The organism is Streptococcus suis, assembly GCA_002831545.1.
Taxonomy (GTDB): Bacteria; Bacillota; Bacilli; order Lactobacillales; family Streptococcaceae; genus Streptococcus; species Streptococcus suis_P.
The window spans coordinates 1,009,589-1,035,094 of sequence record CP025095.1 but is presented as its reverse complement, the minus strand read 5'-3'; the positions used below and the strand labels follow the sequence as shown (position 1 = coordinate 1,035,094).

At 39.5% G+C, this 25,506-nt stretch carries 27 protein-coding genes and 2 pseudogenes; 5 read left to right on the top strand and 24 right to left on the bottom strand.

All coding sequences use genetic code 11. The annotated features are described in order from the left end of the window. The first annotated feature begins 16 nt into the window (after positions 1–16). Positions 17–937 (top strand): type I pantothenate kinase, encoded by a 921-nt coding sequence (locus CWM22_05085; GenBank protein AUC91317.1) that lies wholly within the window; start codon positions 17–19, stop codon positions 935–937. 73 nt (positions 938–1,010) lie between these two features. Next, positions 1,011–1,244, top strand: a complete 234-nt coding sequence (locus tag CWM22_05080) for a 30S ribosomal protein S20 (protein ID AUC91316.1) — start codon at positions 1,011–1,013, stop codon at positions 1,242–1,244. Positions 1,245–1,484: 240 nt separating this feature from the next. Here CWM22_05080 and CWM22_05075 read toward each other — a convergent pair whose 3' ends face one another. From CWM22_05075 to CWM22_04965, 23 genes and pseudogenes are all read right to left on the bottom strand, one after another. After that, a complete protein-coding gene (locus tag CWM22_05075) occupies positions 1,485–2,714 on the bottom strand; it encodes a transglutaminase (protein AUC91315.1) in 1,230 nt (409 codons plus the stop codon). A gap of 100 nt (positions 2,715–2,814) precedes the next feature. Further along, the gene (locus CWM22_05070; GenBank protein AUC91314.1) at positions 2,815–4,194 is read right to left on the bottom strand and encodes a sensor histidine kinase; all 1,380 of its coding nucleotides are present in this window, start codon (positions 4,192–4,194) and stop codon (positions 2,815–2,817) included. Continuing rightward, on the bottom strand, positions 4,187–4,858 hold the full coding sequence (locus tag CWM22_05065; GenBank protein ID AUC91313.1) for a DNA-binding response regulator: 672 nt from the start codon (positions 4,856–4,858) through the stop codon (positions 4,187–4,189). Before CWM22_05065 ends, CWM22_05070 begins: the two co-directional genes overlap by 8 nt. 225 nt (positions 4,859–5,083) lie before the next feature. Further along, positions 5,084–5,551 (bottom strand): annotated as a pseudogene (locus CWM22_05060) (hypothetical protein). A gap of 149 nt (positions 5,552–5,700) precedes the next feature. Continuing rightward, positions 5,701–6,357 carry a phosphate transport system regulatory protein PhoU gene (gene phoU, locus CWM22_05055; GenBank protein ID AUC91312.1) on the bottom strand — a complete coding sequence of 219 codons (657 nt, stop codon included), beginning with the start codon at positions 6,355–6,357 and terminating at the stop codon, positions 5,701–5,703. Between the two features lie 28 nt (positions 6,358–6,385). Then, on the bottom strand, positions 6,386–7,144 hold the full coding sequence (gene pstB / locus CWM22_05050; protein ID AUC91311.1) for a phosphate ABC transporter ATP-binding protein: 759 nt from the start codon (positions 7,142–7,144) through the stop codon (positions 6,386–6,388). Positions 7,145–7,155: 11 nt separating this feature from the next. Further along, positions 7,156–7,959, bottom strand: a complete 804-nt coding sequence (gene pstB / locus CWM22_05045; protein ID AUC91310.1) for a phosphate ABC transporter ATP-binding protein — start codon at positions 7,957–7,959, stop codon at positions 7,156–7,158. Positions 7,960–7,983: 24 nt separating this feature from the next. Then, complete coding sequence (pstA, locus tag CWM22_05040) at positions 7,984–8,871, bottom strand: phosphate ABC transporter, permease protein PstA (protein ID AUC91309.1); 888 nt, start codon at positions 8,869–8,871, stop codon at positions 7,984–7,986. Continuing rightward, positions 8,861–9,778 carry a phosphate ABC transporter permease subunit PstC gene (gene pstC, locus CWM22_05035; GenBank protein AUC91308.1) on the bottom strand — a complete coding sequence of 306 codons (918 nt, stop codon included), beginning with the start codon at positions 9,776–9,778 and terminating at the stop codon, positions 8,861–8,863. The genes pstA and pstC overlap by 11 nt, the downstream gene beginning before the upstream one ends. A 2-nt stretch (positions 9,779–9,780) precedes the next feature. Further along, positions 9,781–10,650 (bottom strand): phosphate-binding protein, encoded by an 870-nt coding sequence (locus CWM22_05030; GenBank protein AUC91307.1) that lies wholly within the window; start codon positions 10,648–10,650, stop codon positions 9,781–9,783. Between the two features lie 137 nt (positions 10,651–10,787). Beyond that, entirely contained in the window at positions 10,788–12,089 is a 1,302-nt protein-coding gene (locus tag CWM22_05025; GenBank protein ID AUC91306.1) for a 23S rRNA methyltransferase, read from the bottom strand. Beyond that, positions 12,089–12,847: an inositol monophosphatase family protein gene (locus tag CWM22_05020; GenBank protein AUC91305.1), complete on the bottom strand. Its 759-nt coding sequence runs from the start codon at positions 12,845–12,847 to the stop codon at positions 12,089–12,091. Before CWM22_05020 ends, CWM22_05025 begins: the two co-directional genes overlap by 1 nt. Further along, entirely contained in the window at positions 12,837–13,115 is a 279-nt protein-coding gene (locus CWM22_05015) for a hypothetical protein (protein AUC91304.1), read from the bottom strand. The genes CWM22_05020 and CWM22_05015 overlap by 11 nt, the downstream gene beginning before the upstream one ends. Positions 13,116–13,129: 14 nt before the next feature. Continuing rightward, complete coding sequence (locus tag CWM22_05010; protein ID AUC92844.1) at positions 13,130–13,531, bottom strand: transcriptional regulator Spx; 402 nt, start codon at positions 13,529–13,531, stop codon at positions 13,130–13,132. 73 nt (positions 13,532–13,604) lie between these two features. Beyond that, positions 13,605–14,342: an Ion channel protein gene (locus CWM22_05005; protein AUC91303.1), complete on the bottom strand. Its 738-nt coding sequence runs from the start codon at positions 14,340–14,342 to the stop codon at positions 13,605–13,607. Further along, complete coding sequence (locus tag CWM22_05000) at positions 14,335–15,258, bottom strand: bifunctional riboflavin kinase/FAD synthetase (GenBank protein ID AUC91302.1); 924 nt, start codon at positions 15,256–15,258, stop codon at positions 14,335–14,337. Before CWM22_05000 ends, CWM22_05005 begins: the two co-directional genes overlap by 8 nt. Positions 15,259–15,277: 19 nt before the next feature. Further along, complete coding sequence (locus CWM22_04995; GenBank protein ID AUC91301.1) at positions 15,278–16,171, bottom strand: tRNA pseudouridine(55) synthase TruB; 894 nt, start codon at positions 16,169–16,171, stop codon at positions 15,278–15,280. Positions 16,172–16,220: 49 nt separating this feature from the next. Then, positions 16,221–16,430 carry a hypothetical protein gene (locus CWM22_04990; GenBank protein ID AUC92843.1) on the bottom strand — a complete coding sequence of 70 codons (210 nt, stop codon included), beginning with the start codon at positions 16,428–16,430 and terminating at the stop codon, positions 16,221–16,223. Between the two features lie 30 nt (positions 16,431–16,460). Then, positions 16,461–16,784 (bottom strand): annotated as a pseudogene (locus CWM22_04985) (DUF438 domain-containing protein). A gap of 10 nt (positions 16,785–16,794) precedes the next feature. Then, positions 16,795–19,527: a DNA helicase gene (locus CWM22_04980; GenBank protein AUC91300.1), complete on the bottom strand. Its 2,733-nt coding sequence runs from the start codon at positions 19,525–19,527 to the stop codon at positions 16,795–16,797. Positions 19,528–19,552: 25 nt separating this feature from the next. Further along, on the bottom strand, positions 19,553–20,812 hold the full coding sequence (locus tag CWM22_04975; GenBank protein AUC91299.1) for a DUF2130 domain-containing protein: 1,260 nt from the start codon (positions 20,810–20,812) through the stop codon (positions 19,553–19,555). 6 nt (positions 20,813–20,818) lie between these two features. Beyond that, entirely contained in the window at positions 20,819–21,076 is a 258-nt protein-coding gene (locus CWM22_04970) for a hypothetical protein (GenBank protein ID AUC91298.1), read from the bottom strand. 17 nt (positions 21,077–21,093) lie between these two features. Then, on the bottom strand, positions 21,094–21,564 hold the full coding sequence (locus CWM22_04965) for an ATPase (GenBank protein ID AUC91297.1): 471 nt from the start codon (positions 21,562–21,564) through the stop codon (positions 21,094–21,096). A 193-nt stretch (positions 21,565–21,757) separates the two neighbouring features. On the opposite strand from CWM22_04965, the gene CWM22_04960 reads away from it, so the two are divergent. The 3 genes from CWM22_04960 to CWM22_04950 all read left to right on the top strand — a co-directional run bounded on the left by CWM22_04960 (position 21,758) and on the right by CWM22_04950 (position 24,332). Next, positions 21,758–22,573 carry a Cof-type HAD-IIB family hydrolase gene (locus CWM22_04960; GenBank protein ID AUC91296.1) on the top strand — a complete coding sequence of 272 codons (816 nt, stop codon included), beginning with the start codon at positions 21,758–21,760 and terminating at the stop codon, positions 22,571–22,573. A 9-nt stretch (positions 22,574–22,582) separates the two neighbouring features. After that, a complete protein-coding gene (gene pepT, locus CWM22_04955; protein AUC91295.1) occupies positions 22,583–23,803 on the top strand; it encodes a peptidase T in 1,221 nt (406 codons plus the stop codon). A gap of 130 nt (positions 23,804–23,933) precedes the next feature. Beyond that, a complete protein-coding gene (locus CWM22_04950) occupies positions 23,934–24,332 on the top strand; it encodes a hypothetical protein (GenBank protein AUC91294.1) in 399 nt (132 codons plus the stop codon). A 35-nt stretch (positions 24,333–24,367) separates the two neighbouring features. On the opposite strand, the gene CWM22_04945 is transcribed toward CWM22_04950, so the two are convergent. Continuing rightward, positions 24,368–25,282, bottom strand: a complete 915-nt coding sequence (locus tag CWM22_04945; protein ID AUC91293.1) for a transporter — start codon at positions 25,280–25,282, stop codon at positions 24,368–24,370. Positions 25,283–25,506: the final 224 nt, after the last annotated feature.

Genomic DNA, 25,506 nt, shown 5'->3' with positions numbered 1-25,506 from the left:
ATAGGAAGAATTATGTATGAAAAACGAATTTTTAAATTTTGAACAAATTGACCGAGCCACTTGGCAACAACTACACCGTAAGACTACCATTCCACTTAGTCAAAGTGAACTAAATTCTATTAAAAGTTTTAACGACCGCATTCAATTACATGAGGTTTCTGACATCTATCTTCCTTTGGTTAATCTTATCCATATCTATCGGAAAGCACGCAAAGACCTAAATTTTACGAAGAGTTTATTTCTACAAAAGACTATCAAGCCTCAACCATTTATCATTGGCGTTTCCGGAAGTGTTGCTGTCGGCAAATCAACAACTAGTAGATTGCTGCAAATTCTTATCGCTCGGACATTTAAACACGCCAAGGTTGAATTAGTGACAACAGATGGTTTTCTCCATCCAAATGCGGTCTTAGAAGAACGGCAACTGTTAAATAAAAAGGGGTTTCCTGAGTCCTATGACATGGAGAAATTGATTGATTTCCTTGATAAGATAAAAAATGGCTACGACTGCCAAATTCCTGTCTATTCACATGAAATCTATGATATTGTCCCCAACAAAACTCAGGAAATTAAGTCTCCAGATTTCTTGATTGTTGAAGGAATCAATGTATTTCAAAATCCACAAAACCAGCGCCTCTATGTCAGTGACTATTTTGATCTGTCTATATACGTTGACGCTGATGTGGAGCATATTGAAACCTGGTACTTGGAGCGATTCCAAAAATTATTGACATTGGCAAAAAACGACCCTAACAACTATTACCATCGTTTTACCCAGATGACGTACCCTGAGATTCTATCTATTGCCCAGAATACTTGGAAAAATATTAATCTAGCTAACTTAGAAAAATTCATTGAACCAACCAGAAACCGTGCTGATATTATTCTTCATAAGGCCGAAAACCATGAGATTGATAAAATTTATCTAAAAAAATAAATTTCACTTGTCAAAAACACTCTTTTCAGATATAATGGCATAGTTAGTACAAGAAAGGGTGGAGGTGAAACCATTGGCAAACATTAAGTCAGCTATCAAACGCGCTGAATTGAACGTTAAACAAAACGAGAAAAACTCAGCACAAAAATCAGCTATGCGTACTGCAATCAAAGCATTTGAAGCTAACCCATCTGAAGAGCTTTTCCGCGTTGCTAGCTCAGCAATCGATAAAGCAGAAACTAAAGGTTTGATTCACAAAAACAAAGCAAGCCGCGATAAAGCACGTCTTGCATCAAAACTTGCTTAATTAAAAAAGAAACCTTTGGGTTTCCTTTTTTTATTTTTTCCATCGGACAAAGTGGAACAGTTTTCCCCTCGATGAATAACATCATTAACTCGTCAACCACAAAGCCCTCACTAAAATTATACACCTAGTGAGGGCTTTATGTTTGTTTTCATTGAGGGCGGAGCCACCATGGATGTCTTTCCCGCTCCCTATTTTTTATTATTAGGGAAGAACACGCTCCTAGAGATTCAAACTAATTCGTTAGAACCAATCTGCCAGTTCAAATGTATAGGTTTTGTCATTATAATAGTACTGATACTCTCCTACATCGCCCAAAGCCTGAAAAATAGCATTATTTTCAGTAGAGGCCAATGTAATCATTTGTTGCATTGCTTCTGCTGTTCCGAATTGCAAGACTACTTTATCCGTACCTTGTAGTCGCTGGTCAATGATGGACTGTAAAATTGCAGCTTCATCAAAGCTTGTGAAATAAACTCCCTTTTGAACATAGTAATTCAATGAATTATCTGTGCACTTTGGATAGGTCAATACTCTAGGTTCGTAATATTGTTCTTCTCCCCAGTAGTCGAGTAGGTCGCTATCAGCAATTCTACTTCTCTCTAATATTTCATCAGGGACACATAGATAATCGTATGAAATATCTGTATGCGCTTCTCCACTTATAGCTTGATCAAAAACTGGATCTCCCCAAGTCGTATCAACACCATAGTATTGTCCATTTATCTTGACTAGATTCCAAGCATGCCCAAACTCACCGTTTTGCCCATTTTTTGCAATCCCTGTAACATAGATACAATCAATGCCTGCTTTTTTACATAGATATTGGAAGGTGCGACTATAGCCAGCACAAACGGATTTCTTATCTAATAGCACACTGGTAATTCCTTGACTTCTCCACGTGACAGATTTGGTCTGCAGGGCTTCAAGGTCGTAATCCGTTTGCTTTATAATCACCTCGTAAAAATATTTAACCTTCTCATAGTCCGACCCTTTTGGTGTCTGAGCAAGTATCTTATTCACTTCATCTTCTATTTTATTTTGTGTCGGAGATAAATCACTCGGATACACCGGCTCTTCTAAATCCAATATATCAATTCCACCAGCCATTGCTGCTTCATCTGTTAGCCAGTAAAATTCTGGATAATCATGGGCGACAGAAAAATATACGCGCGAATATATTTCATCATTAACAGAATCAATATCGATCACTTGCATCCGCTTGCTGAGTCCATTAACAAATTGGAGATAGACACGACGTTCCTTATCAGTATCCAATTGTTGGTAGTAAAAATTTCCTTGAACCTCTTCTTTTAATGCTGTTAATTCTGCTTCTAGTTGCTTTTTTTCTTTAGAAAATTCAATTTTAACTGCTTCCAAACGTTCACTCAGCTCTTGTCCTCCTCCTGAACAAGCAGAAAGGACTGTCGCCGATATTAATATGGTTAAAACGCCACGAGAAACTTTCCTCATATTTACCTCCATTCTTTTTTAAGTATAACATAATTAGGAGACATCTGACGAACTACACAAAAAAATTAGACTAGAATTTTCCTAGCCTAATAATATTGTTTTATTTAGGTAATCCTACCTCAAAAATAGTTCCTTTCGGTTGGTTATCTCTAACAGAGATTTTCCCACCTAGTGTCTTGATAATTTGCTGAGCCAGCGATAATCCTAGACCGAAACCACCTTTTTGACGCGTTCTGGCCTTATCAACTCGATAAAAGCGATCAAAGATTTTCTTCTTATCAGCATCGCTGATTCCCAAACCATTGTCGGCAACTGTGAAGTAGACAGATTTATCCTTGATATTAGCTGTAATTTGAATTCTGCCATCATCGTCGGTATACTTCATGGCATTGTCAAATAAAATGGTAAGCAACTGTTTAATCAGGACCTTGTCTGTTCGAATCGGCTGATGAATCAAATTATTAACTGTTAGTGTTTTTCCATTTTCTTCAGCAATCATAAGGTAATTAGCAAAGATTTCATCAAAATAGTTGGGTTGGACATCAATCATATCGACTTTTAAGCCATCATCACGACGAGCCAAATTGAGTAGGTTCGTTGTCAATAATCGCATATTTCGAACTTCTTCCAAACTAGATCCGATGCTTTCACTACTCTCTAAAATCGTCGCTTCGGGATGGCGAAACAGGCTCTCCAAGCGATTTTGGAGAACAGCCAACGGCGTACGCAACTCATGACTAGCATTTTCAACAAAGTCTTTTTGCTTTTGATAGCTAATTAGAATTGGACGCATGCTAAGATTCGATAGGTAAATACTGGCTAAGATAGAAATGAGCCAAGCTGAAACCATAACAATAGCAACTGTCGATTCATAGGTCTCAATGGAGGATTTTATTTGGCTGACATTCACTAAAATTGTCGCATATTTTATATCATAGGACGAATAATAACCTAGTTCATCTGTAGCCAGCTCAATCGTCACATAGCGATAATCTTCAGACATACCGAAGCTTGATTCAACCTTTGCTTCCTTAATTTCGCCCAATTTTTCCTTATCTAACGGTAGGTCGGCCAAACCAGTAAAAGTATCCGGATTGACCATTTCTCCACTTTTACTATAGAGTAAGACATGAGTATTGACACCTAATCTCAGCTGATCTCCATCTCTAGTATTTTTTTGTTCTTTAGGAACAGGCATGCTATCTGAGCTAGAGCTCGTCGTTTCTTCACTAGTTGGGCTATCTTGAAGGATAAAGACAGAGTTGGGCTCATAGGTTCTTGCGATCGCAAAACCAACAGCCATCACTGGTTCTTCCTTAATCCGTTTCAAGGTATTATCTGAATTTTGATACATAGTTGAACGCATTAATTGAAAAATGATAGCTGTCATCAAGCCAAAAATCAGGGTAAATACTGCAAAATAACGGATAAAGAAGGAAAATTTATCCGTGTACATTAATTTTTTAAATCGCTTAGGCATTTTTTAGAATGTACCCGACACTACGCAGGGTTTGAAGATTTTCCCCGAAGGTCGTTCCTTTCAACTTTTTCCTAATTTTAGAAACATATACTTCTACTACTGAAATAGTCGTGTCACTGTCAAATCCCCAAATACGGTCAAAAATTTGAGTTTTTGGTAAGATAACATTTTGATTTTGCAAGAAGTAGACTAGTAGATCGAATTCTTTTCCTAGCAATTCAACTTCTTCGCCATTTACAGTTGTAGAGTTTGTCGATAAGTCAACGGTCACGTCCCCATAAGTCAGTGTGTTTTCATTAAACTTGCCCGATCTCTTTAATAAGGCTTGAATACGCATCTTCAACTCTTCTAAATAAAATGGCTTGGTCAAATAATCATCTGCACCTAATTCAAATCCGTGACCTTTATCTTCAAGGCTTTCCTTGGCTGTTGTAATCAGAACAGGTGTCGTAACACCTTTTTCACGTAACTCTTTCAAAACTTGGAAGCCATCTTTTTCAGGTAACATTAAATCTAATAAAATTAAGTCGTACACACCAGTTTCCGCTTCATAGATTCCTTCTTCACCATCAAAAACTTGCATGACATCTGCAAAATCATCTAGAAAATCAAAAACAGAATTCGAAAGGCTTAAATCGTCTTCTACTAACAAAATCTTAATCATGTCTATCTCCTTAACCTAATATCCAAAAGACAATTCAAAGACACAAGTAAAAACTTGGTCTTTGAACATATTTTTTCACTTTAATAGTTGCCTCTGCATTTCTGTCAGAGTTTAATTTATTATACCACTTATCTCAAATTTTTCCTATTGGTTTGAAGTGTTAGAACTACCTGAAATTTGGGATTTTATTTCTTGATTCTTTTCTTTTAAAGCATTTACCTCATCTGAGGAAGTATTTGATTGTGTTGCACCACTTGTAGCATCTGGAGGGGTTGTCCCTTGACCAGGGGGCATGCCTTGGGTATTGCCATTTTGACCAGGTGGCATACCACGCATCTCACCGTTTCGACCAGATGGCATTCCTTGGGTTGTTTCGCCTGTTGCATCTGGTGGAGTCATACCTTGACTATTCCCATTCTGTCCTGGAGGCAGGCCTTGAGTGTTTCCATTTTGACCAGGGGGCATGCCTTGCATACCACCATTAGAGGCGGGCGGCATTTGATTACCTGCGATTGAATTAGCTTGTCCGTTCGTTGCTCCATTCTGAGCTAATGCCGCTTGGCTTTGTGTCGATACAGCTGTTGAAGATTTTGAAATGCTCATACCTCCAGCAAAACCTACAGTTGCTGCCGTAATAGCAACCGCTGCCAAAACTGTTTTCGACTGTGACTTTAATTGATTGATTATTGACATAAAATTCCTCTTTTCAATAAAATTTTATCATAGCGAGTCTTTACTCACCTGATGACACGAACAGTATAGAATGAGAAACTTAAACCAAGCTAAAGATTCATTGCATTTTCCTTAAAGCAAACTAAAAGAAGTCCTTTCGGACTTCCATCTTACAATTCAGTGATGTCGCCTGTTCGTAGGTAAACAACCCACTCACAGATATTTTTAGCATAGTCACCGACACGTTCCAAGTAGGTTAAAACTTGGTAATAGTCGCGACCAGCAACCAAGGATTCTGGATTCTTCTTGATTTCTTCTGTTGTTAATTCTTGGATGGCTGAATAAAAGTCATTGACAATTTCGTCACGAGCTGCCACTTCATAAGCGACCTCAACATCAGAGTTTGCTAGATATAGTTCGAGCGTTTCCTCAACAAGTTTGCGAACTTCTTTCCCCATTTTCTTGACTTCTTCCTCGACTACAGGAATGCGAACTTCGCCCTTCATCCGAATAGCAGCTTTTGCAATAGACACAGCATGATCCCCCATACGCTCCAAGTCGCTGGTTGCTTTTAAAACAGTGATAACACTCCGTAAATCTGTAGAAACTGGTTGTTGAAGGGCGATGATTTCAAGTGATTTTTTCTCCAATTTTACTTCGAAAGCATTAATTTTCTTATCTGCTTCAATGACTTCTTTTGCTAATTCACGATCATGAGTTGTAAAAGCACGAACGGCATTGTTGATTTGTGCCAACACTTCGTTCCCCATGGCGTAAAATTGGTTATGAAGTTTTCCTAATTCCTCTTCAAATTGAGCTCTTAACATGTGAACCTCTTTCTTTTTCTTATAGGCCTTAGCCGAACTTACCTGTAATGTAGTCTTCTGTTTCTTTATTGGCAGGATTCAAGAACATTTCTTTTGTCAGATTGTATTCTATCAAATCGCCATCAAGGAAGAAACCTGTTCGATCTGAAATACGTGATGCCTGTTGCATAGAACGTGTTACTAGCACCATTGTATACTTATCTTTCAGACCATAAAGTGTGTCCTCAATTTTACCAGCTGAGATTGGGTCAAGGGCTGACGTTGGCTCATCCAACAAAATAATTTTTGGGCTTGTTGCCAATACACGGGCCACACATACACGTTGCTGCTGACCACCTGAAAGTCCAACTGCTGAGTCATGCAAGCGATCTTTCACTTCATTCCAAATAGAAGCACCAATCAAAGAACGCTCAACTGCTTCGTCCAAGACCTGCTTGTCCTTGATACCGTTAATACGTAAACCATAAACGACATTCTCGTAGATAGACATCGGGAATGGGTTTGGTTGTTGGAATACCATACCGATTTCCTTACGAAGATCAACAGTATCCGTACGAGGACTGTATATGTTCTTTCCGTTGTAATCAATCGCACCTGTCAATGTTACCTCTGGGTTTAAATCTCCCATACGGTTAATAGAACGCAAGAGGGTTGACTTACCAGAACCAGATGGTCCAATCAAAGCAGTAATTTCATTTGGATAGAAATCGATTGACACATTATTCAAGGCTTTTTTCTTGTTATAGTAAACAGACAAATCTTTTACTTGTAAAATAGGTGATGTCATTTGTTCCCTTTCTATCCAAAATGTCCTGAAACGTAGTCACTAGTTGACTTGAGTTTTGCATTCTGGAAGACATTTGCTGTCTTATCATATTCAATCAAGTCACCCAGATAGAAGAAAGCTGTGTAATCACTTGCACGAGCTGCTTGTTGCATATTGTGCGTAACAATGATAATGGTGTAGTCCTTCTTCAATTCAAACATAGTTTCTTCTAACTGCATAGTCGCAATCGGGTCCAGGGCTGATGCAGGCTCATCCATAAGCAAGATTTGTGGTTTTACAGAGATAGCTCGTGCAATACACAAACGCTGTTGCTGTCCACCTGATAAGGTAAAGGCTGACTTGTGCAAGTCATCTTTTACCTGATCCCAAAGGGCTGCTTGTTTCAGAGAAGTTTCAACAATCTCATCCAAAACCTGCTTATCTTTCACGCCTGCACGTTCATGTGCGAATGTGATGTTGCGGTAAATAGATTTTGCAAATGGGTTGGGACGTTGGAATACCATTCCGATATGCTTCCGAATTTCGTAAACGTTCATATCTGGTCTATTGATGTCGATTCCTTCATAAAGAATTTGACCGGTTACCTTAGCAATATCAATAGTATCATTCATGCGATTAAGACTGCGAAGATAGGTTGATTTCCCACACCCTGATGGTCCAATCAAGGCTGTAATTTTATTTTTTTCGAACTGCATATCAATGCCCTTGATCGCTTCATTTTTACCATAGTAAACATGAACATCTTTTGTCGAAAGGGCGATATTCTCCTCTGGAAAAGTAATGATATGGCGTTCATTCCAGTTGTAATCTGCCATTTTTTCTCCTTATAAGTCAGACTTCTAGGCTGCTGAAGTCATTTTCGCATGAAGTTTCTTACCGATATATCGTGCAGAAAGGTTGAAAATCAAGATAAATACCAAGAGGATTGCTGCTGAACCAGCAGAAACTTGGGTTGCATCTGGAATTGTACCTTCACTGTTTACCTTCCAGATATGAACCGCAAGGGTTTCTGATTGACGGAAGATAGAAATCGGACTAGTAACACTCAATGGATTCCAGTTTGACCAGTCAAGAGCTGGAGCTGACTGACCAGCCGTGTAGATAAGAGCTGCTGCCTCACCGAAGATACGACCAGATGCCAAGACGATACCTGTTACAATCCCTGGAAGTGCTTCTGGAATAACAACATGGAGAACAGTTTCCCAACGTGATAGACCAAGAGCCAATCCTGCTTCACGTTGTGTATGGTGAACGTGACGAAGGCTGTCCTCTACGTTACGCGTCATCTGTGGTAAGTTGAAGACTGTAAGAGCCAAGGCACCTGATAAGATAGAAAAACCGTACTCAAACTGAACAACGAAAATCAAGTAACCAAACAAACCAACGACAACGGACGGTAGGGATGACAAAATCTCAATACAGGTACGGATAAAGTTAGTCAATGGACCTTTTTTAGCATATTCAGCCAAATAAATACCTGCACCGGTTGACAAGGGAACAGAAATTAAGAGCGTTACAACCAATAGGAAGAATGAGTTGTAGAGCTGAATTCCAATACCACCACCAGCTTTGTAAGATGAAGATTTACTTGTCAAAAAATCCCAGCTTACATGTGGCAGACCACCTAGCAAGATGTAAAGAATCAGTGACGTCAAGATAACGACAATCACACCAGCGATTGAGTAAAGAATACCAGTCGCCAATTTATCAAATTTTTTAGCGTGCATAGTTTTTCTTACCCTCTCTCGTAATAAATTTCATAATCATGTTAAAGATAAGGCTCATCAAGAGCAAGACTAGGGCCAAGGACCATAGGACGTTGTTCTGAACAGTTCCCATAACCGTATTACCGATACCCATTGTCAAAACAGAAGTCAAAGTCGCTGCTGGCGTTGTCAAGGAAGTCGGGATAACCGCAGAGTTCCCCACTACCATCTGAATCGCCAAGGCTTCACCAAAGGCACGCGCCATACCAAAGATAACGGCCGTAAAAATACCTGGCTTAGCAGCATTCAAGATAACACGCCAAATCGTCTGCCAGCGAGTGGCTCCCATAGCCAAACTTGCTTCGCGGTAGTGACGAGGTACTGCACGCAAACTGTCAACCGTCATAAAGGTTACTGTTGGCAAAATCATAACGAAAAGTACAAATACACCCGACAAGATACCGAAACCTGTTCCACCGAAGATTGAACGTACAAATGGCACAACTACTTGCAAACCAATGAAACCATATACAACCGATGGAATACCAACCAAAAGTTCGATAACAGGTTGTAAGATTTTTGCACCACGTTTTGGTGATATTTCTGTCATGAAGACCGCTGCACCGATTGCGATAGGGGTAGCAACAACAGCTGACAGAATCGTAACAATGAAAGAACCTGAAATCATTGGCAGGGCACCAAATATTTTCGAGCTTGGTTCCCACTTGCTTCCAAATAAGAAATCAGTGATGCTCACACCGTCAACAAAGAAAGTCGATAATCCACGCTGTGCAACGAAAATCAAAATCATTGCAACAATAAAGACAATCAATGATAGACAAAGGAATGTAATTACCTTACCAAACTTCTCTAATCGAGAGTTTTTAGATGGAGACGATAGCTCTTTTGCTAGTTGTTCGTTTTTCATGCTTACTCCTTCTCAGTCACCGTGCCATCAGCATTTTTCACAACTTTCATATCGTTGATAGAAATGTATCCCATACTTTCAACGATACCATTTTGAACTTCATCTGACATCATGTAATCTAAAAATTCTTCTGTCAAATCAGTCGCTTTTCCCATCGTATACATATGCTCATAGGACCAAATTGGCCAATCATTTGTTGCTACATTTTCAGCAGTTGGTTCAAAACCGTTTAACTTAATTGTTTTAACGGAATCATCTAGATAAGCAAATGATAGGTAGGAAATTGCACCTGGTGTCTGAGCAACAATAGATTTTACCATACCGTTAGAATCTTGTTCTTGACTCTGAGTTGCGGTTTGTCCATCCATGATAACACTATCAAAGGTCGCACGTGAACCTGAACTAGCTGCACGGTTAATGATTGAAATTTCCAAATCCTTACCACCCAGCTCTTTCCAGTTGGTAATCTCACCAGTAAAAATTTTACGCAGATCTTCTGTAGTAATATCTTTAACCGATACCTGCTCATTTACAATAACGGCCAAACCAGCTACTGCTACTTGATGGTCAACAAGTTTACTTGCATCAATACCATCTTTTTCCTCAGCAAATACGTCAGAGTTACCAATCTGAACAGCTCCAGACTGAACTTGTGACAAGCCAGTACCTGATCCACCACCCTGAACGTTGACGGATTTACCGATATTGACACTACCAAATTCATCTGCTGCTGCCTCAACAAGTGGTTGAAGCGCCGTCGAACCTACGGCTGTAATAGACTCTCCTCGATCGATCCAAGAAGAACAACCAGAAAGAGCCATACTACTCAAAAGAAACAAAGCTACAATTCCAAGCTTCTGCTTTTTTTTCATTTCGTTTTTTCCTTTACATTTTTCAGTGGAATCTCCTAAAATTAACTCTGTATTTTACATAGAATTTACAAGATATTTCCACTCATCCACTATATCATATAAAAAGACAAGTTGCAAAAAAAATTTGCTGATTTATTTTAAAATCTCAACCCTTTTGGAAAGCCGTTTTTAAGCGTTCCAGATACAATTTTTGCGAAACCAAGACCGTTCCCCTGAACTGCTACCTGATACCAGCCATTAGCTAAATCCTTGGACACAGCTATTGTATGTCCAGCAGTATAGGACGAGAATTCTTCTGAGCTGATTTCCACTCGATTTTTAACCTCCGAACTATGGAGTGCTAGACCTAAAGCAAAACTTGGTTCAAATCTTTTTTTCTTAAACGTCCCCAAGTGAAGGCCATTTCGAGCAATCTTTACTTTTGACAAATCAGGAAGGCCGTGTGGCAGTAGATAGAGATTGTCGCCAAAAACCTGCAGTAAACCATCCAATTGAACCCTTAAATGCTTCTGTTCAAATTCTTTCCATAGAGATTGCTGTTCTCTATTCAAATTGGATTTTCCTGGTTTTAATTTTTTCTGACTGGCTTCCCCTAGAAATCTAAATTTAGCAACGAACTGACCTTCTCCTGCAAAATGGTGGGGATACATACGAGCAACTTCTGGATAACCGACTCCTTCTACCATTCCATTGATTTTAGGAATGTCTATTAGTTCCAAATCATACTGTTCTAAGAGCCACGTCACTACTTCTTCATTTTCCTCTGGTGACCAAGTGCAAGTAGAATAAATCAATTGACCACCTGGAGCCAACATGTTCAAGGCCGATTCTAAAATTTCACGCTGTAAGCTGGCACATTGTGCTGGATAATGTTTGGACCAATATTGAATCGCATCGGGGTCTTTTCGAAACATCCCTTCACCTGAACAGGGAGCGTCTAGGACAATCATATCGAAATATCCTGGAAAGACCTTGGCCAAACGATCGGCAGATTCATTGGTCACGACTACATTTCTCGCCCCGAAACGCTCAATATTTTCAGCCAATATTTTTGCTCGTTTGTTAGAAATTTCATTACTAACCAAGAGCCCCGTATTTTCTAAGTATGAAAGCAAGTGAGTAGACTTTCCTCCTGGCGCTGCTGCCAAGTCCAATACTTTCATCCCTTTTTTCGGTGCTGCAATCTGACCGACAACCTGTGCAGCTGGCTCTTGTGAGTAGACTAAGCCAGTTACATGTTCTGGAGACTTTCCTGAGACCTTACCATAGTATGACCAAGTCATATTAGGGATTGGTTGCTCAAAGTCCAATTGGCTTTCTTTAAGAGGATTTGTGCGAAATCCTGAGATTGGCTCTTGTTCAAAACTCTCAAAAAATGCTTGGGCTTCACTACCAAGCAAATGATTATATTTATCTATAAAATCCTGTGGTAATTGCATTAGAATATATATCCCTTCACTTCCTCAAGATGGGATTCTGATACTAGCATGACAAACTCTCGCTTATCATAGGCCAGACTCGGACCATCAAAACTTAACATGACTAAGCCTAAAGAGGAACCAATAATACTGGCTGCTGCGTAGTCCCAGGGACACAGATAAGAAGCATAGGCAAATAATCTTCCTTCCAGAACGTGGGCGAAACCAATTCCAGCACTTCCTACAGATCTTGTTCCTAAACTTTGATTTGCTAATTCTGCCACTCCATGTGCATTGCCTGCGTACAACTTTGCATTGATTCCTATCAAACTCTGACGAAGAGGGCGCAGCTCTGGTTTCTTTAAGCGTTCTTGATTGCAATAAACAGGGAATGAATCTCCTCCATGGAAAAGTTTGTCTCGCATGACATCATAAATGATACCGAACTTTCCTACTCCATTTTCAAAATAGGCAATCATAATGGCAAAATCAGTTTTCTGAGCAATAAAATTTGTGGTGCCATCAATTGGATCAATAACCCAAACATTTCCCTCATGAATAGAAGAAACGTCCCCACCTTCCTCACCTAAAATCCCATCACCCTGATAGCGAGATTGAATCTGTTGAGTCAGCATTTCTTGCACTTGTTTATCAAGGTGTGTTACCAAGTCTGTAAAGTCACCCTTTTCTTCAATCTGAAGATCATCATGTAAATGCTGTCGGAGAAAATTTCCAGCTTCCAGGACAATCGTTTGGGCAAAGTGATACTTAGTTTCCAAAACGAATAACTCCTTTCCCTTTATCTCGAGCAGCCTTAACAACTCGATAGGTTGAATAACCAGAAACTGCTTCAAAGTCACGATCAATTTGACGTTCCTGTCCCTTACTTTTAACAACATCTTTGAAGCTTTTATAACTAGCTAATATAGCTACCGCATCTGCTCCTTTTTCATAAGCTGCCTCCACCTGATTCAAAAAAGAAAGCACGGAGGAAATCTCCTCTGTGCTCCACGAAAAATCAAGTGGATATGAATAATTTTTGTTCATATCTGTTATCTTTCTTATCCTATTTCTGCTCTCAATGTAGCATTTTTTAGTTCTTGTTTGCGATACTTCCGCGGAAGAAATGCACGAATTTCATCTTCGTTAAAACCAATCTGCATCCGTTTTTCGTCCAAAATAATCGGACGTCGTAAGAGACTCGGATAGGTTTCGATTAACCCAATAAGCTGCTTCACAGAAAGCTCATCAACATCAATATCTAGTTTCTGAAAAACTTTTGAACGGGTAGAAATCAAGTCATCTGTCCCATTTTCTGTCAATGCTAAAATGTTCTTCAATTCCTCAGCAGTTAGAGGGCTAGTCATAATATTGTGCTCAATAAAAGGGACTTCGTGACTTGTCAGCCAAGCACGAGCTTTACGACAACTGGTACAACTCGGTGACAAAAATAAAGTAATCATGTCTTCCATCCCCTCTAAAAACATTTTTCTTCTTATAGTATACTCTAACTTAAAAGAGTTTTCAATAGTAAATCTAATCTCTTCCCTGTAATTTTTCCAAAGATTCTATTTTTTTCTCTAAGCGTAGCAATATTTCGTTTTGTTCATCTATTTTTGCCATCAAGGTATCCAACTTCGTTTCACGCTCTGTTTCAGAGAAAAAACGAGTTATTGTAGAGGTAACCATACCAAAAGTACAAATACCAACCAACATCAAGAGGATGGCTATAATTTTAGAAATCGTATCTTGGGGGACAATATCTCCGTACCCTACAGTTGTCATCGTTACAATGGACCACCAAAGTGCATCAAAGAATGATTTCCCTTCAATCACTGATAGTAAGACACTTGCAACTAGAACCGCTGAGATATTTAACATCAACACTTTGGATAAACTGTTGGTATGCAATAGCTTGTTGATTGTATCCCAGAATCGATTAGACAGGGCAAATATTCTCGTTACTTTGACTAATCTGAAGAGTCGTGCAAGTCTTCCCAAGCGAAGAAAACTGAAGAATAAATCGAATGGAATAATAGCAATTAATTCTAAGATATGGCCCTGTACATATTCAAGTATGTCATCCGCATAATAAAGCTGAGCAAAATAATCGCAGACAAAAACAAACCATAAGAGCAAGTCTAGTACCCGATACCCACTAGAATTAGCAATATTAGCATCCATCAATTCAAGTACGATAAGAAATACATAGACTACAGCTATGTAGGTCATAGCCTTCTCATAAAAAGGATGACGAATCAATCGTTTAAGCATATTTCTCCCATTGCAAGGCAAATTCCTCATCAGACTTCATCTGCTCCATCAAACCTTCAATCCCATCAAATTTGACCATATCTCGAATTTTTTCAAGCCAAAAAATAGTTATTTTTTCTCCGTAGATAAAGCGGTCAAACCCAAAAATATGGGCTTCTATCCGCATCTCCGTTCCATCAAAGGTCACATTTTTCCCAACGCTTGTCATAGCTCGATAGCGTTTTCCATCTACTTCAACATCCGCGACGTAGACTCCCTCAGATGGTAAATGGACACGGTCAAAAGGTGCCAGATTTGCTGTAGGATAGCCGATGGTGCGCCCTCTGGCATCTCCATGAACAACAATTCCCTCCGTCATAAATGGATAACCTAAAAGTTGATTAGCCAGAGAGACATCCCCTGACTGGATAGCTTGGCGAATACGAGTTGAAGAAACTTTTTCTCCGCCCAGGCTCACTTCACTTACAATTTCTACCTGACCATCGAATAACTCTGTCAAGTCTGTCACATCTGCTCTGCAATTTCCGAAATGATAATCGAAACCTGCCACTAAGACTTGTGCGTTCAACCCCTTGATGTAGCGTTCTAAAAACTGCTGAGGAGTATTATTAGCAAATTCACTGGTAAAATCTGTCAAAACCAGCTGGTCTACACCGTATTGCTCCAACAAGTGGTAACGCTGATCTTGACTGGTCAAATGGAGTAAAAGTTCTGGTGTAAAACGCGCAAAAGCCAGACGAGGGGTCTCTGGAAAAGTCAGTACGGTCACTGATAATCCTTTTTCATCTGCAACTTGTCTAGCACGGTCTAAGAGGGCCTTATGCCCCAAATGAATCCCATCAAAATAGCCTAATACCAAAACCGTCGGTTTTTCCTGATGGAGTTCTTGATAATTTTTTATCGTTCTAATCTTCATATTGTTTATTTTATCACAACTAGGCTAAAACTTCTTCTAGAAAAACCTTACGAGGCTTGTAAACTTGGTCACGTTTTTCCAGGATAGCCACCAGTTTCTCCCTATGAAAACCTGCCAACAATTCCGCCTGACTATCTAAGGTAATAAAACGACCAAATCTGGCATCAATAACTTGCTCAATCGTCAAATCAACAATGGGCAAGTCACCAATTCCCTGCTCAATAGGGCGGAGGAAGGAATAATCATTTTGAGCAACCTTGTTCGCAATCTCTTCAATGGTCAAGGCATCAGCCAGACTCATACCAGCTGAACCTGTACGCTCCAGCTTAGACATATGACTGGCGTAGCCTAACTTAGCCCCTAAGTCAACAGAAAGAGTACGGACATAGGTGCCCTTTCCACAACGAACTCGGAAGGTAAAACGTGCACAGTCATCTGCTAGTTCAATCGGACTAGTCCGTTCAAAACTGTAAATCTCAATTTGGCGTTGAGGGCGCTCAACTTCTTCGCCCGCCCGTGCGTATTCGTAGAGTTTTCGGCCGTTTACTTTGACGGCAGAATACATGGGTGGAATCTGGGTAATGGTCCCGATAAAACTAGCCATGGCTTTATCAACTGCCTGCTCTGCTATTTCCAAAACCGGTGTCTGCTCGACAAGGTCACCCGACGCATCTTCAGTCGTGGTCGAATAGCCGAGGGTAATCTCCCCCTCGTAGATTTTCCCCTCTTCCTGCATGTACTCAATCATGCGCGTGGCCTTGCCGACTGCAATGGGCAGAACACCTGTCACATCTGGATCCAAGGTCCCACCGTGACCAATCTTCTTCTCCTGCAAAATCTTGCAGAGCTTAAAAACAACATCGTGCGAGGTCATGCCCGCCTCTTTTTTTACGTTAATAATTCCTGAAATCATGTTCCCATTATAACACAAAGGACCGCTCTTGTGGGCGGTCCGGTATCAATCAGTCATCGTAAAAACGATAGCTACCGAATGTTGTACCTATCAAATTCTCTAGTTCCTTGTGAATACGTCGCATGGTTCCAGAAGGTGCTGCTTCATATGTAATAACCTCATCAATACCGACCTCTTCCTCCTCATCATAGCCCCAAGAAAATATCAACGGAGCGTCATAGTATCCTTTGTCAGCAAATTTTATAGTCGACCATTCCAACAACTTGATTTCCTTTCAAAAATGACTAAACTAGAGTTCCCGATGAAAATCGCTACTTATCTCAAAAAATGGTTGAATATCCTGAACATACTCCAAAACGCCTTGAAATTCTCCTTGATCATCACGCACTGCCTTATAGACCACATAGACAAACTTGCCCATGCTCTCGGACTTGAACCACATGGTGACCTGGTCTTTTTGCCCTGTGCGGAGCAGTTCAAAAATCTTCTTGACCTTGTCCACTATTTTGGGAGGATGGCAGAGCTCCACATGGCGTCCAATCTGGCTTGGCGTCCGTTTGAAAATCATGTCTTCGACAGGGTGGCTGTCATTATAATATTGGAAAATGTCATCATGTTCATTGCTATCTTCCTAGTAATCCATCCAATATTTCGATCAATTTTTCTTTTTCCTGACTCTCATTTGTTTTAAACCTGATTAGAGGGAGGTCGCATTTTTTCAAAATGTTATCCTTCATAATATCACGTTCAAACTGCTTAGAATTACCTTTGTGGAATGCATATCCATCTACTTCTACAGCAAGTACAGGGGCTTTGGTAAGTCTATTAATTATCAAAAAATCAAGGTGCGTATTTCCATGCCTTGCATACTTGGCTTCCACTTCTGTTAGTCGAGTAAAATCCTTCACAAGATTATGCAGTTTATAGTCATGTATAACATCTAAACTATTATATTTTTCATCGCTCATAAACACTTCCCTAATCCGATGATACATTAAATTCTCAGAATCATATCGCGATATCCGTTTTCGTTTTCTAAAATATTCCTCCTTTTCTTGCTCATACTGTTTGTATAAGTAATCGAAGATGGAATATATAGGGCTCTCTCTTACTTCAAAATTATTATATTGTATATATCCCAATAAATCACTAATATTTTTATCTAACGATTGCTCATTCCCAGTCATGACAAGAAATAATTTATTTTTAGCTCTTGATATCGCCACATTTAGTAAGTACGGATCATCCGTAAAACGTGTTATGCTGTTATCAACCGTGGAGATGATTATCGTATCTTTTTCTTTTCCCTGAAACTTATGGACTGTATCACTTTCCAAATCATCAATTTGCTCTTGCAACTTCTCTTTCTGCTCTCGATAAGGCGTGACAACTCCTGTCCGCTCCCGATAGATTTCATAATTTGGAATAACATCTTTCAGAATTATATCAATCTCTCTCTGACTATAGTGATCTCGAGCGTGATTTCCCTTAGGTGTTCTGATAGCCTGAAGAACATCTTTTTCCCCATTATCACCTGTCATAATCACTAAGTCACCATTATAAAACTTTTGATTGCAGAAATTGATAATTTTGGGATGACATCTATAATGCTCTCGTAATAGCGTTTCTGGAATATTCGGAATCACTTTTAGTACCGATTGAAGAAAACTGTTTGTGTATTCATAACCACTATGAACACCGTATTTATGGAAAAGCTGAGCACTACTTTCTTTAACATCTTTTGTGACAATATGCGGTAGCTGTTTACTATCTCCAACAACTACAACATTTTTAGCACAGGATAATGCTAGTGCCCCAGTTGTAATATCCACTTGTGAGGCTTCATCTATGATTAAATAATCATAGGTAATATCCTTTCCTAAACTTGTTGTTGATGAAAATGTTGTACTAAGAACAATAGGATATTCTAGAAGAACTCGTTTCGATTGTTCCCTTAAATCTTCCTTTGTAAACTGTACTCTATTTCTTTCATTCCCATACTTACTAACTAGAAAATCTTTGAAAATCTTTAATGAATCACTGGTCAAATTGTTTAAAACTTCCGTACCATTTAAGTGAACCAATTCTTCTTGAAGAGTTTCTAATTTAGTCCTTATTTCTGTTTGTTTATGCTGGTAAAATAGGTTCTGAAATTGTATTGTCAAATCAGACAATTCTTGTTTATAAAGTTCCCAGTTTTTAACACCATATAATAAAAAGTTTTTTATCTTAAAAATTAAACCAAACCTTTTATTCCTTTTATAGAATTCCTCAAATTCATTCCAAAGCTTAAATAACTTCTTAGAAGAATAAAGGTTTAATTCTATAGGCGATATATCTATGTGCTCAAAAAAATCTTTGAAATGGCGAAATTCCGTTTCTAATTCTGAAAGTTCTTGTCTCAGATTGGCCAGTTCTTCCTGAATTTCAAAAATACGAGGAAGCCTACGAATCTTTTCATTTAATTCCTTATCAAGGCTTTCAATACCATTATCTTTTAATCTCCAATAAGAAAAATCAGGGTACATACTATGCTGATTGAGAATAAAATTATTTTTATTTTTTTCACTTCCAAGGTAAGCCACGGGAAAGTCAAGACCATAGTTCTTTAGTTTTTCGTAAATATTATCAATGGCTGCATTATTATTAGAAACAATTAGAACCGTCTTATTCCGTATCACTATATTAGCTATAATATTCAGAATCGTTTGTGTCTTACCAGTTCCAGGAGGTCCTTGAATGACACTAAATTGATTTATTAAGGCATTTTTTGTTGCTTTATATTGACTATTATTACAACCAAAAGGGAAAATCAGTTCCCCATGAAACGGCAAGTTATTCTTCTTACTGGGACTTAGATAGCTCGCTAAAGCAACTGTTTTGTCTACGTAATCCAATTCCTCATACCTTTTTAACAAGAGCAATTGATCAGTCCCAGAGTTTCTCAGAGGATTCAGCTTAGATAGTTCCGTCAAATAACTAAAAACATGACGACTATTCGAATGTGTCAACTCATTTTGCCGTATTTCTAGGTCTCTACCCATATATAATTTTCCAGTGCCATTTTTGTAGCGGATGATATAAGCCCGTGAGTGCGTTCCATTGAATTCAAACATTGACTCAATATTATTTAATAAAACCCCATCTTGCCTTCTATAAACTCCTATCTCTGAAGGATTCAACTGTTTGGAAAACTTCAGCACCTCAACTCTCTGCACATTGTAGCGATAAGGTTGGACATTATTTTTAAAATAAATTTCAAAGTAGAGCTTCCCTTTGTAACGAATCGATTGAAGCGACTCGATATTTTCTGACTTGTCCTCTCCATCAATCAAAATTATTTTTCTATCTTTCACTATATCTCCACTCTCACTTTCAATCTTAATCTTTCTCCTCCCTCAACGCCTCAAACTTGGCTTTCATGGTTGGGTTATTGCGAGTGAGTTTTTTGACGGAGACGTCGTCTAGCTTATTATTGGCTAGGCGAAGCTGGTTTTCGCTGGTGGTCAGGGCTGCCTTGACAGCTTCCATTCGCTTGATTGCCTTGTCGATTTCATCAATAGCCTTTTGGAAATTGTTGCTGGCCGATTGATAGTTTTTTGCAAAAGCATTCTTGAAAATTTCCAAATCTTCTTCAAAATGAGTAATATCAATATTCTGCTCCTTAACCAAAGCTAACTCCTGCTGATATTGCAGACTATTGAGCGCAGCATTTCGTAAAATTCCGATTAATTGGATAAAGAACTGTGGTCGAATAACATACATCTTCTCATATTCATGACTAACATCCACAATCCCTGTATTGTAATAGTCATTGTCCGCCTCTAGCATGCTGACTAATACAGCATATTCGCATTTTTTCTCCCGACGGTCCTTATCCAACTCCTTAAAGAAATCAGCGTTTTTATGCTTGGTCTTGGTCGTATCTGCCTCGTTTTTCATTTCGAACATGATGGAAATAAATTCCAAGCCCGACTCGTCAAAATCACGGAAGATGAAATCTCCTTTTGAACCGGACGCTGATACTTCGTTGTCCTTCGCAAATTTGGCACGTGGAAAAGCATAGGAACGAACCTTGTTAAACTCCGCCTCAGCAAATTGCTCCAAGCTCTCTCCAATTGCCTTAGTAGACTGCTGGGCCTTGAAATTTTTGTAAAATTCCACCTGCTCATCCGCCGCCTTGAGCCGTACTTCGTACTCCTGACGAGTGGTCGCCAGGGCTAACTCTTGCTTTTGTTCCTGCAAAACCAAAGCATTTTGTGCCGCATCCCGCTCTTTTTCCACCTGAGCTACCGCCTGCTGCAACTCCAAGTCCTTGGCAAGACCGATTTGCCCCAACTGAGCCTTAAGCTCTTGGATTTCTTGGTCTTTTTTGGAAATAGCAGAGCTGATTTCCAGTTCCGTCTGACTAGCAAATTTATCAAGTTTTGCGGTCAGTTCCAGAATCTCCTTATCCTTATCACTCAATCTAGCCTGCAAATCATTTTCAGCCTTCTGGCTTAATAATTCTCGTTCCCGCTCCAAACGGTCGTGGATTTCCTTGTCAAACTCCGCTCCACGCACCTGGGCTAAAAGCTGACTATATTCTGTTTCATTGACCTGAAAGGCCGTCCCACAATGGGGGCAAGTAATTTGATGCATATTCTCTCACTTTCTTCTTTTCAAATAAGATATTAATTTATGTAAAACCGTAGCTACTCCCAGCGCCAATAAAAAATAAAAGAAACGAACCGCATTTCTAGCATCTGGAAGTGATAGAGCCCAAAGGACAAAAATCGTTATAGCAGTCGGCCATCTCCAGCCCCAGGTCATCTTCCGTTTGATAAACCATTCCATCCAATCTTCATTAGAATCAAACCGTGTTTCATAATATTCTTCTTTCAGTTGTTCCCACCACTTTTTCATAACAACCTCCTTTCAGATTACAGACCTTCTAATTCAAGCTCCAGAAAAGTCCTCCACTTTTCCTGCAAGGGTTGACGCACAGGCGGCTCCTGACCTTCTAAGAATTTTTTGATACATTCATTTTGCACCAACCATCCTGTCATGTCTTTTTGAGCATTCGCAAATTCATTACCAAAATCTTCTGGAATTCGTTCTTCAAAACTAATCAAGGTCTGATTTTCTAGCTGAGACAGTGTAAATGAAACTGTTACTGAATCCCACCTGTAGGCAATTTTCTCATTTTTTCGATATTCCAGTAAATCCATGTTTTCACGGAAGTCTTCCATTTCAAAAACCAGCGTATTTCCTACAATGTTTAACTGTGAAAACCAGCGAGCAAAACCACTATCCGTTGCCAACAAATCCCAGGACTCCGCCAAACTAGCCGACACAGAATAGCAAATGCTGAGCAGGTAGTGCCCCGCCTCTTTCTTCACACTAATCTTCATATCATGCTCCTATTCTATCCTTCTATTATACCAAAAAACACCGGTCTATAACCAATGTTCCATATATATTTATAATTTTTGACCATCAGTAAGCAGCCCATTCTCAATTTTTATACCGTATTTCTTCTAGTATTTCAATCATTCCTTTCTCATTTTATGCTATACTAGATGTATTGAAAACAAGGAGGTTTATATGATTAAACTAATCGCTCTTGATATGGACGGAACCCTTTTAAACGAGAAAAAAGAGCTGATGCAGCCACAGATTGATGCCATTCATCAGGCTGTTGAAGCGGGCGTCAAGATTGTTCTTTGTACTGGTCGGCCCTTGGCTGGTGTTAAACCTTTCGTAGAGCAGCTCGGCTTTGACACCGAGGAAGAATTTATCATTGTCAATAACGGCTGTTCAACGCATTCGACAAAGGATTGGAGCCTGATTGACTGGGAAGAACTATCTATCTCTGATATTGATTATCTTTCCACTTTTATTGAAAATGATGATGTGCAAATTTCTCTCTTTGATGAGGAAGACTACTTCGTTCTTGCAGAAAAAGCCAATGCACGCGTTAATTTAGACGCAGGTTTAGTAGGAATGACTCCTCAACCAATTGATTTAAAAGAAGCCCAGTCAGGTCAGCATCGCTTCTTTGAAGCCATGTTTGTCGGTGAAAAAGTGCATATCGATGCTTTTGAAAATCAACACAATCCTATACTCAGCCAACACTATTCCACCGTTCGTTCACAGGACTATCTGTTAGAAATTTTACCAAACGGTGCCAGCAAGGCCTCTGGTTTAAAAAAACTGGCAAACCGCCTCGGTATCCTTCCTGAAGAAATCATGGCTATGGGAGATGCCAACAACGACCTGGAAATGATTGAATTTGCTGGACTTGGTATTGCCATGGGCAACGCCAATGAGCAGGTCAAGGCTATCGCCCAGGACATCACAGACACCAATGAAAACAATGGCGTTGCCAAAGCCATTGAAAAACATATTTTGAACAAATAAGGAGATACTATGAAATACCCAACACTCTTAGACCGCTTTTTAGTCTATGTCAAAGAAAACACTCGCTCAGATGAAAACTCGACCACTACACCTTCTACCCAAAACCAAGTCGAGTTTGCACAGAATATCCTTCTGCCTGAAATGAAACGCATCGGCTTACAGAATGTCCACTACCTACCGAACGGCTTTGCTGTGGGAACACTGCCTGCCAACGACCCAAGTTTGACACGTAAGATTGGCTTCATCGCCCACATGGATACGGCTGATTTCAACGCTGAAGGTGTCAATCCGCAAATCATCGAAAACTACGACGGCAACCCAATCGCTTTGGGAACTTCTGGCTACGAATTGCATCCAAAAGACTTCCCACAACTTGCCAACTACCACGGTCAAACCTTGATTACCACTGACGGTACTACCTTGCTAGGCTCTGATGACAAGTCAGGAATTGCAGAAATCATGACAGCGATTGAATTCCTAGTCCAAAATCCTGACATCAAGCACTGCGAAATCCGTGTCGGCTTTGGTCCTGACGAGGAAATCGGTGTCGGAGCAGACAAGTTTGATGTGGAAGACTTCGATGTGGACTTTGCCTACACCATGGACGGCGGACCGCTGGGGGAACTCCAGTACGAAACCTTCTCAGCAGCAGGTGCCAAGATTGATTTCCTAGGACGTAATGTCCACCCAGGATCTGCTAAGGACCAGATGATCAATGCCTTCCAAATGGCTATTGATTTCCACAATGCCCTTCCAGAAGCAGACCGCCCTGAGAAAACAGAAGGCTATGAGGGTTTCTTCCATTTGATGAATATGGAAGGCAGCGTTGATACTGCTTCTACCTCCTACATCATCCGCGACTTTGAGGAAGAGGATTTCCTTGCCCGCAAACAGCTCATGCTGGACATCGCTGAAAAGATGAATGCCAATTTTGACACTCCACGTGTCATTGTCAACCTACATGACCAGTACTACAACATGAAGAAAATCATCGAAAAAGATATGACTCCAATTAACATTGCTAAGGACGTCATGGAAAATCTAGGTATCAAGCCACTGATTGAGCCTGTTCGCGGAGGAACAGACGGCTCCAAGATTTCCTTCATGGGCATTCCAACGCCAAATATCTTCGCAGGTGGCGAAAACATGCACGGTCGCTTCGAGTTCGTCAGCTTGGAAACCATGGAAAAAGCTGTTGATGTGATTTTAGGTATTGTAGCATATAAATAAACAATTTGTTCAGACTTTCAATTGAAGGTCTGATTTTTTCTGAAAATCTTTCAAAATTTTTGAAAAACTACTTGTATTATTGAACTAATACTGTTATAATAGAACCATCAAAAAGAAATGGAGTTTTAATATGACAGAAGAAACATTAGCACAGGGAATTCTCATTGGCATTTGGGGTACAACACTACTATTTTCATTTATTTGGTATATTCTTGTTGCTATTTCCAACTACATCCTCTTCAAAAAAGCAGGCTATGCTGGTTGGAAATCATTGATCCCAATCTACAATCTCTATATCCAACAATGCATCGCCTTTGGCTATGAAAAAAGATGGTTCATTCTATTCTTACTGATTCCACTAGCAGGACCATTATATGGCATCTATCTCGTTTACAATTTTGGTCGTAGCTTTGGTTTATCAGCTGTACAAGCTATCTTCTATGTTCTTCTTACACCTATCTTTAACCTCTACATCGCCTTTAATGATGGAAGTCGTTACCAAGGTCCACAAGAATTCTTTATTGATTAATATACAATCAAGCCCCCGCACACGCGGAGGCTTTTTTAAACGAATAGAAAAATAAGAAGAACCATCATGACTAGGCTGACCAAAATAGATAAGGAGTTAACATTGGCAGGTTCAGCTGAGCGACTACCTAACTTTAATGCATAAATTGGGGACATGACTGAAATCGGAGAGACTAGACAGACCAGCAACATGATTTTCATCGTTTTATCAATAGGTAGAAGAAAATAAATGACTCCTGCTATTAGAATATTCGCACCCAGCCTCAAAGAGAGAAGATAGACCAATCGACTAATTTCTTGCCAATTCAATTTTAAATCAAGCAAGATTCCCAACATGAGCATGGCTAAAAAAGGATTAGCATTACTAGCTATCGTCAGCGCAGAGATAAGTTCGCGTGGAAGTTTGATAGAGCAGACTGCTAACGATAGGCTAACTAGATAGACTACTAGTGGAACTGAGCGTGAAAGATTCTTTATAAAAGTTGCAACGGTCATTCTTTCCTGCTCTTCATCCACACCAGCTGCGATACTGTAATTCCCACCTAGAACCATGATTGCATTCCCCGCATCAAATACGATGACGCTTAGTAGACTAGATAGCGGAAAAAAAGCTTGCACAAATGGGAGTGTAAAGGTTCCGATATTATAGCCTGATAACTGCATAAGACCGACTGAAGTCTGTTGACCAGACTTCTTTGCTTCCCAGTATCCCACCATATCCAAAAAAAGATTACAAAGAATCCCTAATATGAAGGGAACGTATAAATCTATAGATACTTGGGCTGTCGCTGAAGCTACAAGGAGAGAAGCTGGTAGCGTAACATTCATCACTAAGCTAGAAAAGATTCTTGCATCTTCCCTTCGAACAATCCCTTTGACTTTTAATGTATAACCTAAACCGATAACAAAGATAAAACCGAGAGCACGGGCTAATAATTCAAGTTCATTCATGAAACTAGTATAGCATATAGAAAAGAATTTTGATGATATATAAAAATTTTATATAATCGCTTGATTTTGCTAAACAATAGGTATATAATTTATATATAAAATAATTATACATAGCCTTTCAGTTTGCTTTTAATACGAGGCAACTAGCTGTAGGCTGTACTAGCGTACGGCAAAGCAAGTTAACGAAGTAGTAAAAGATAAACTGGATGGCTATAAAGATAAAG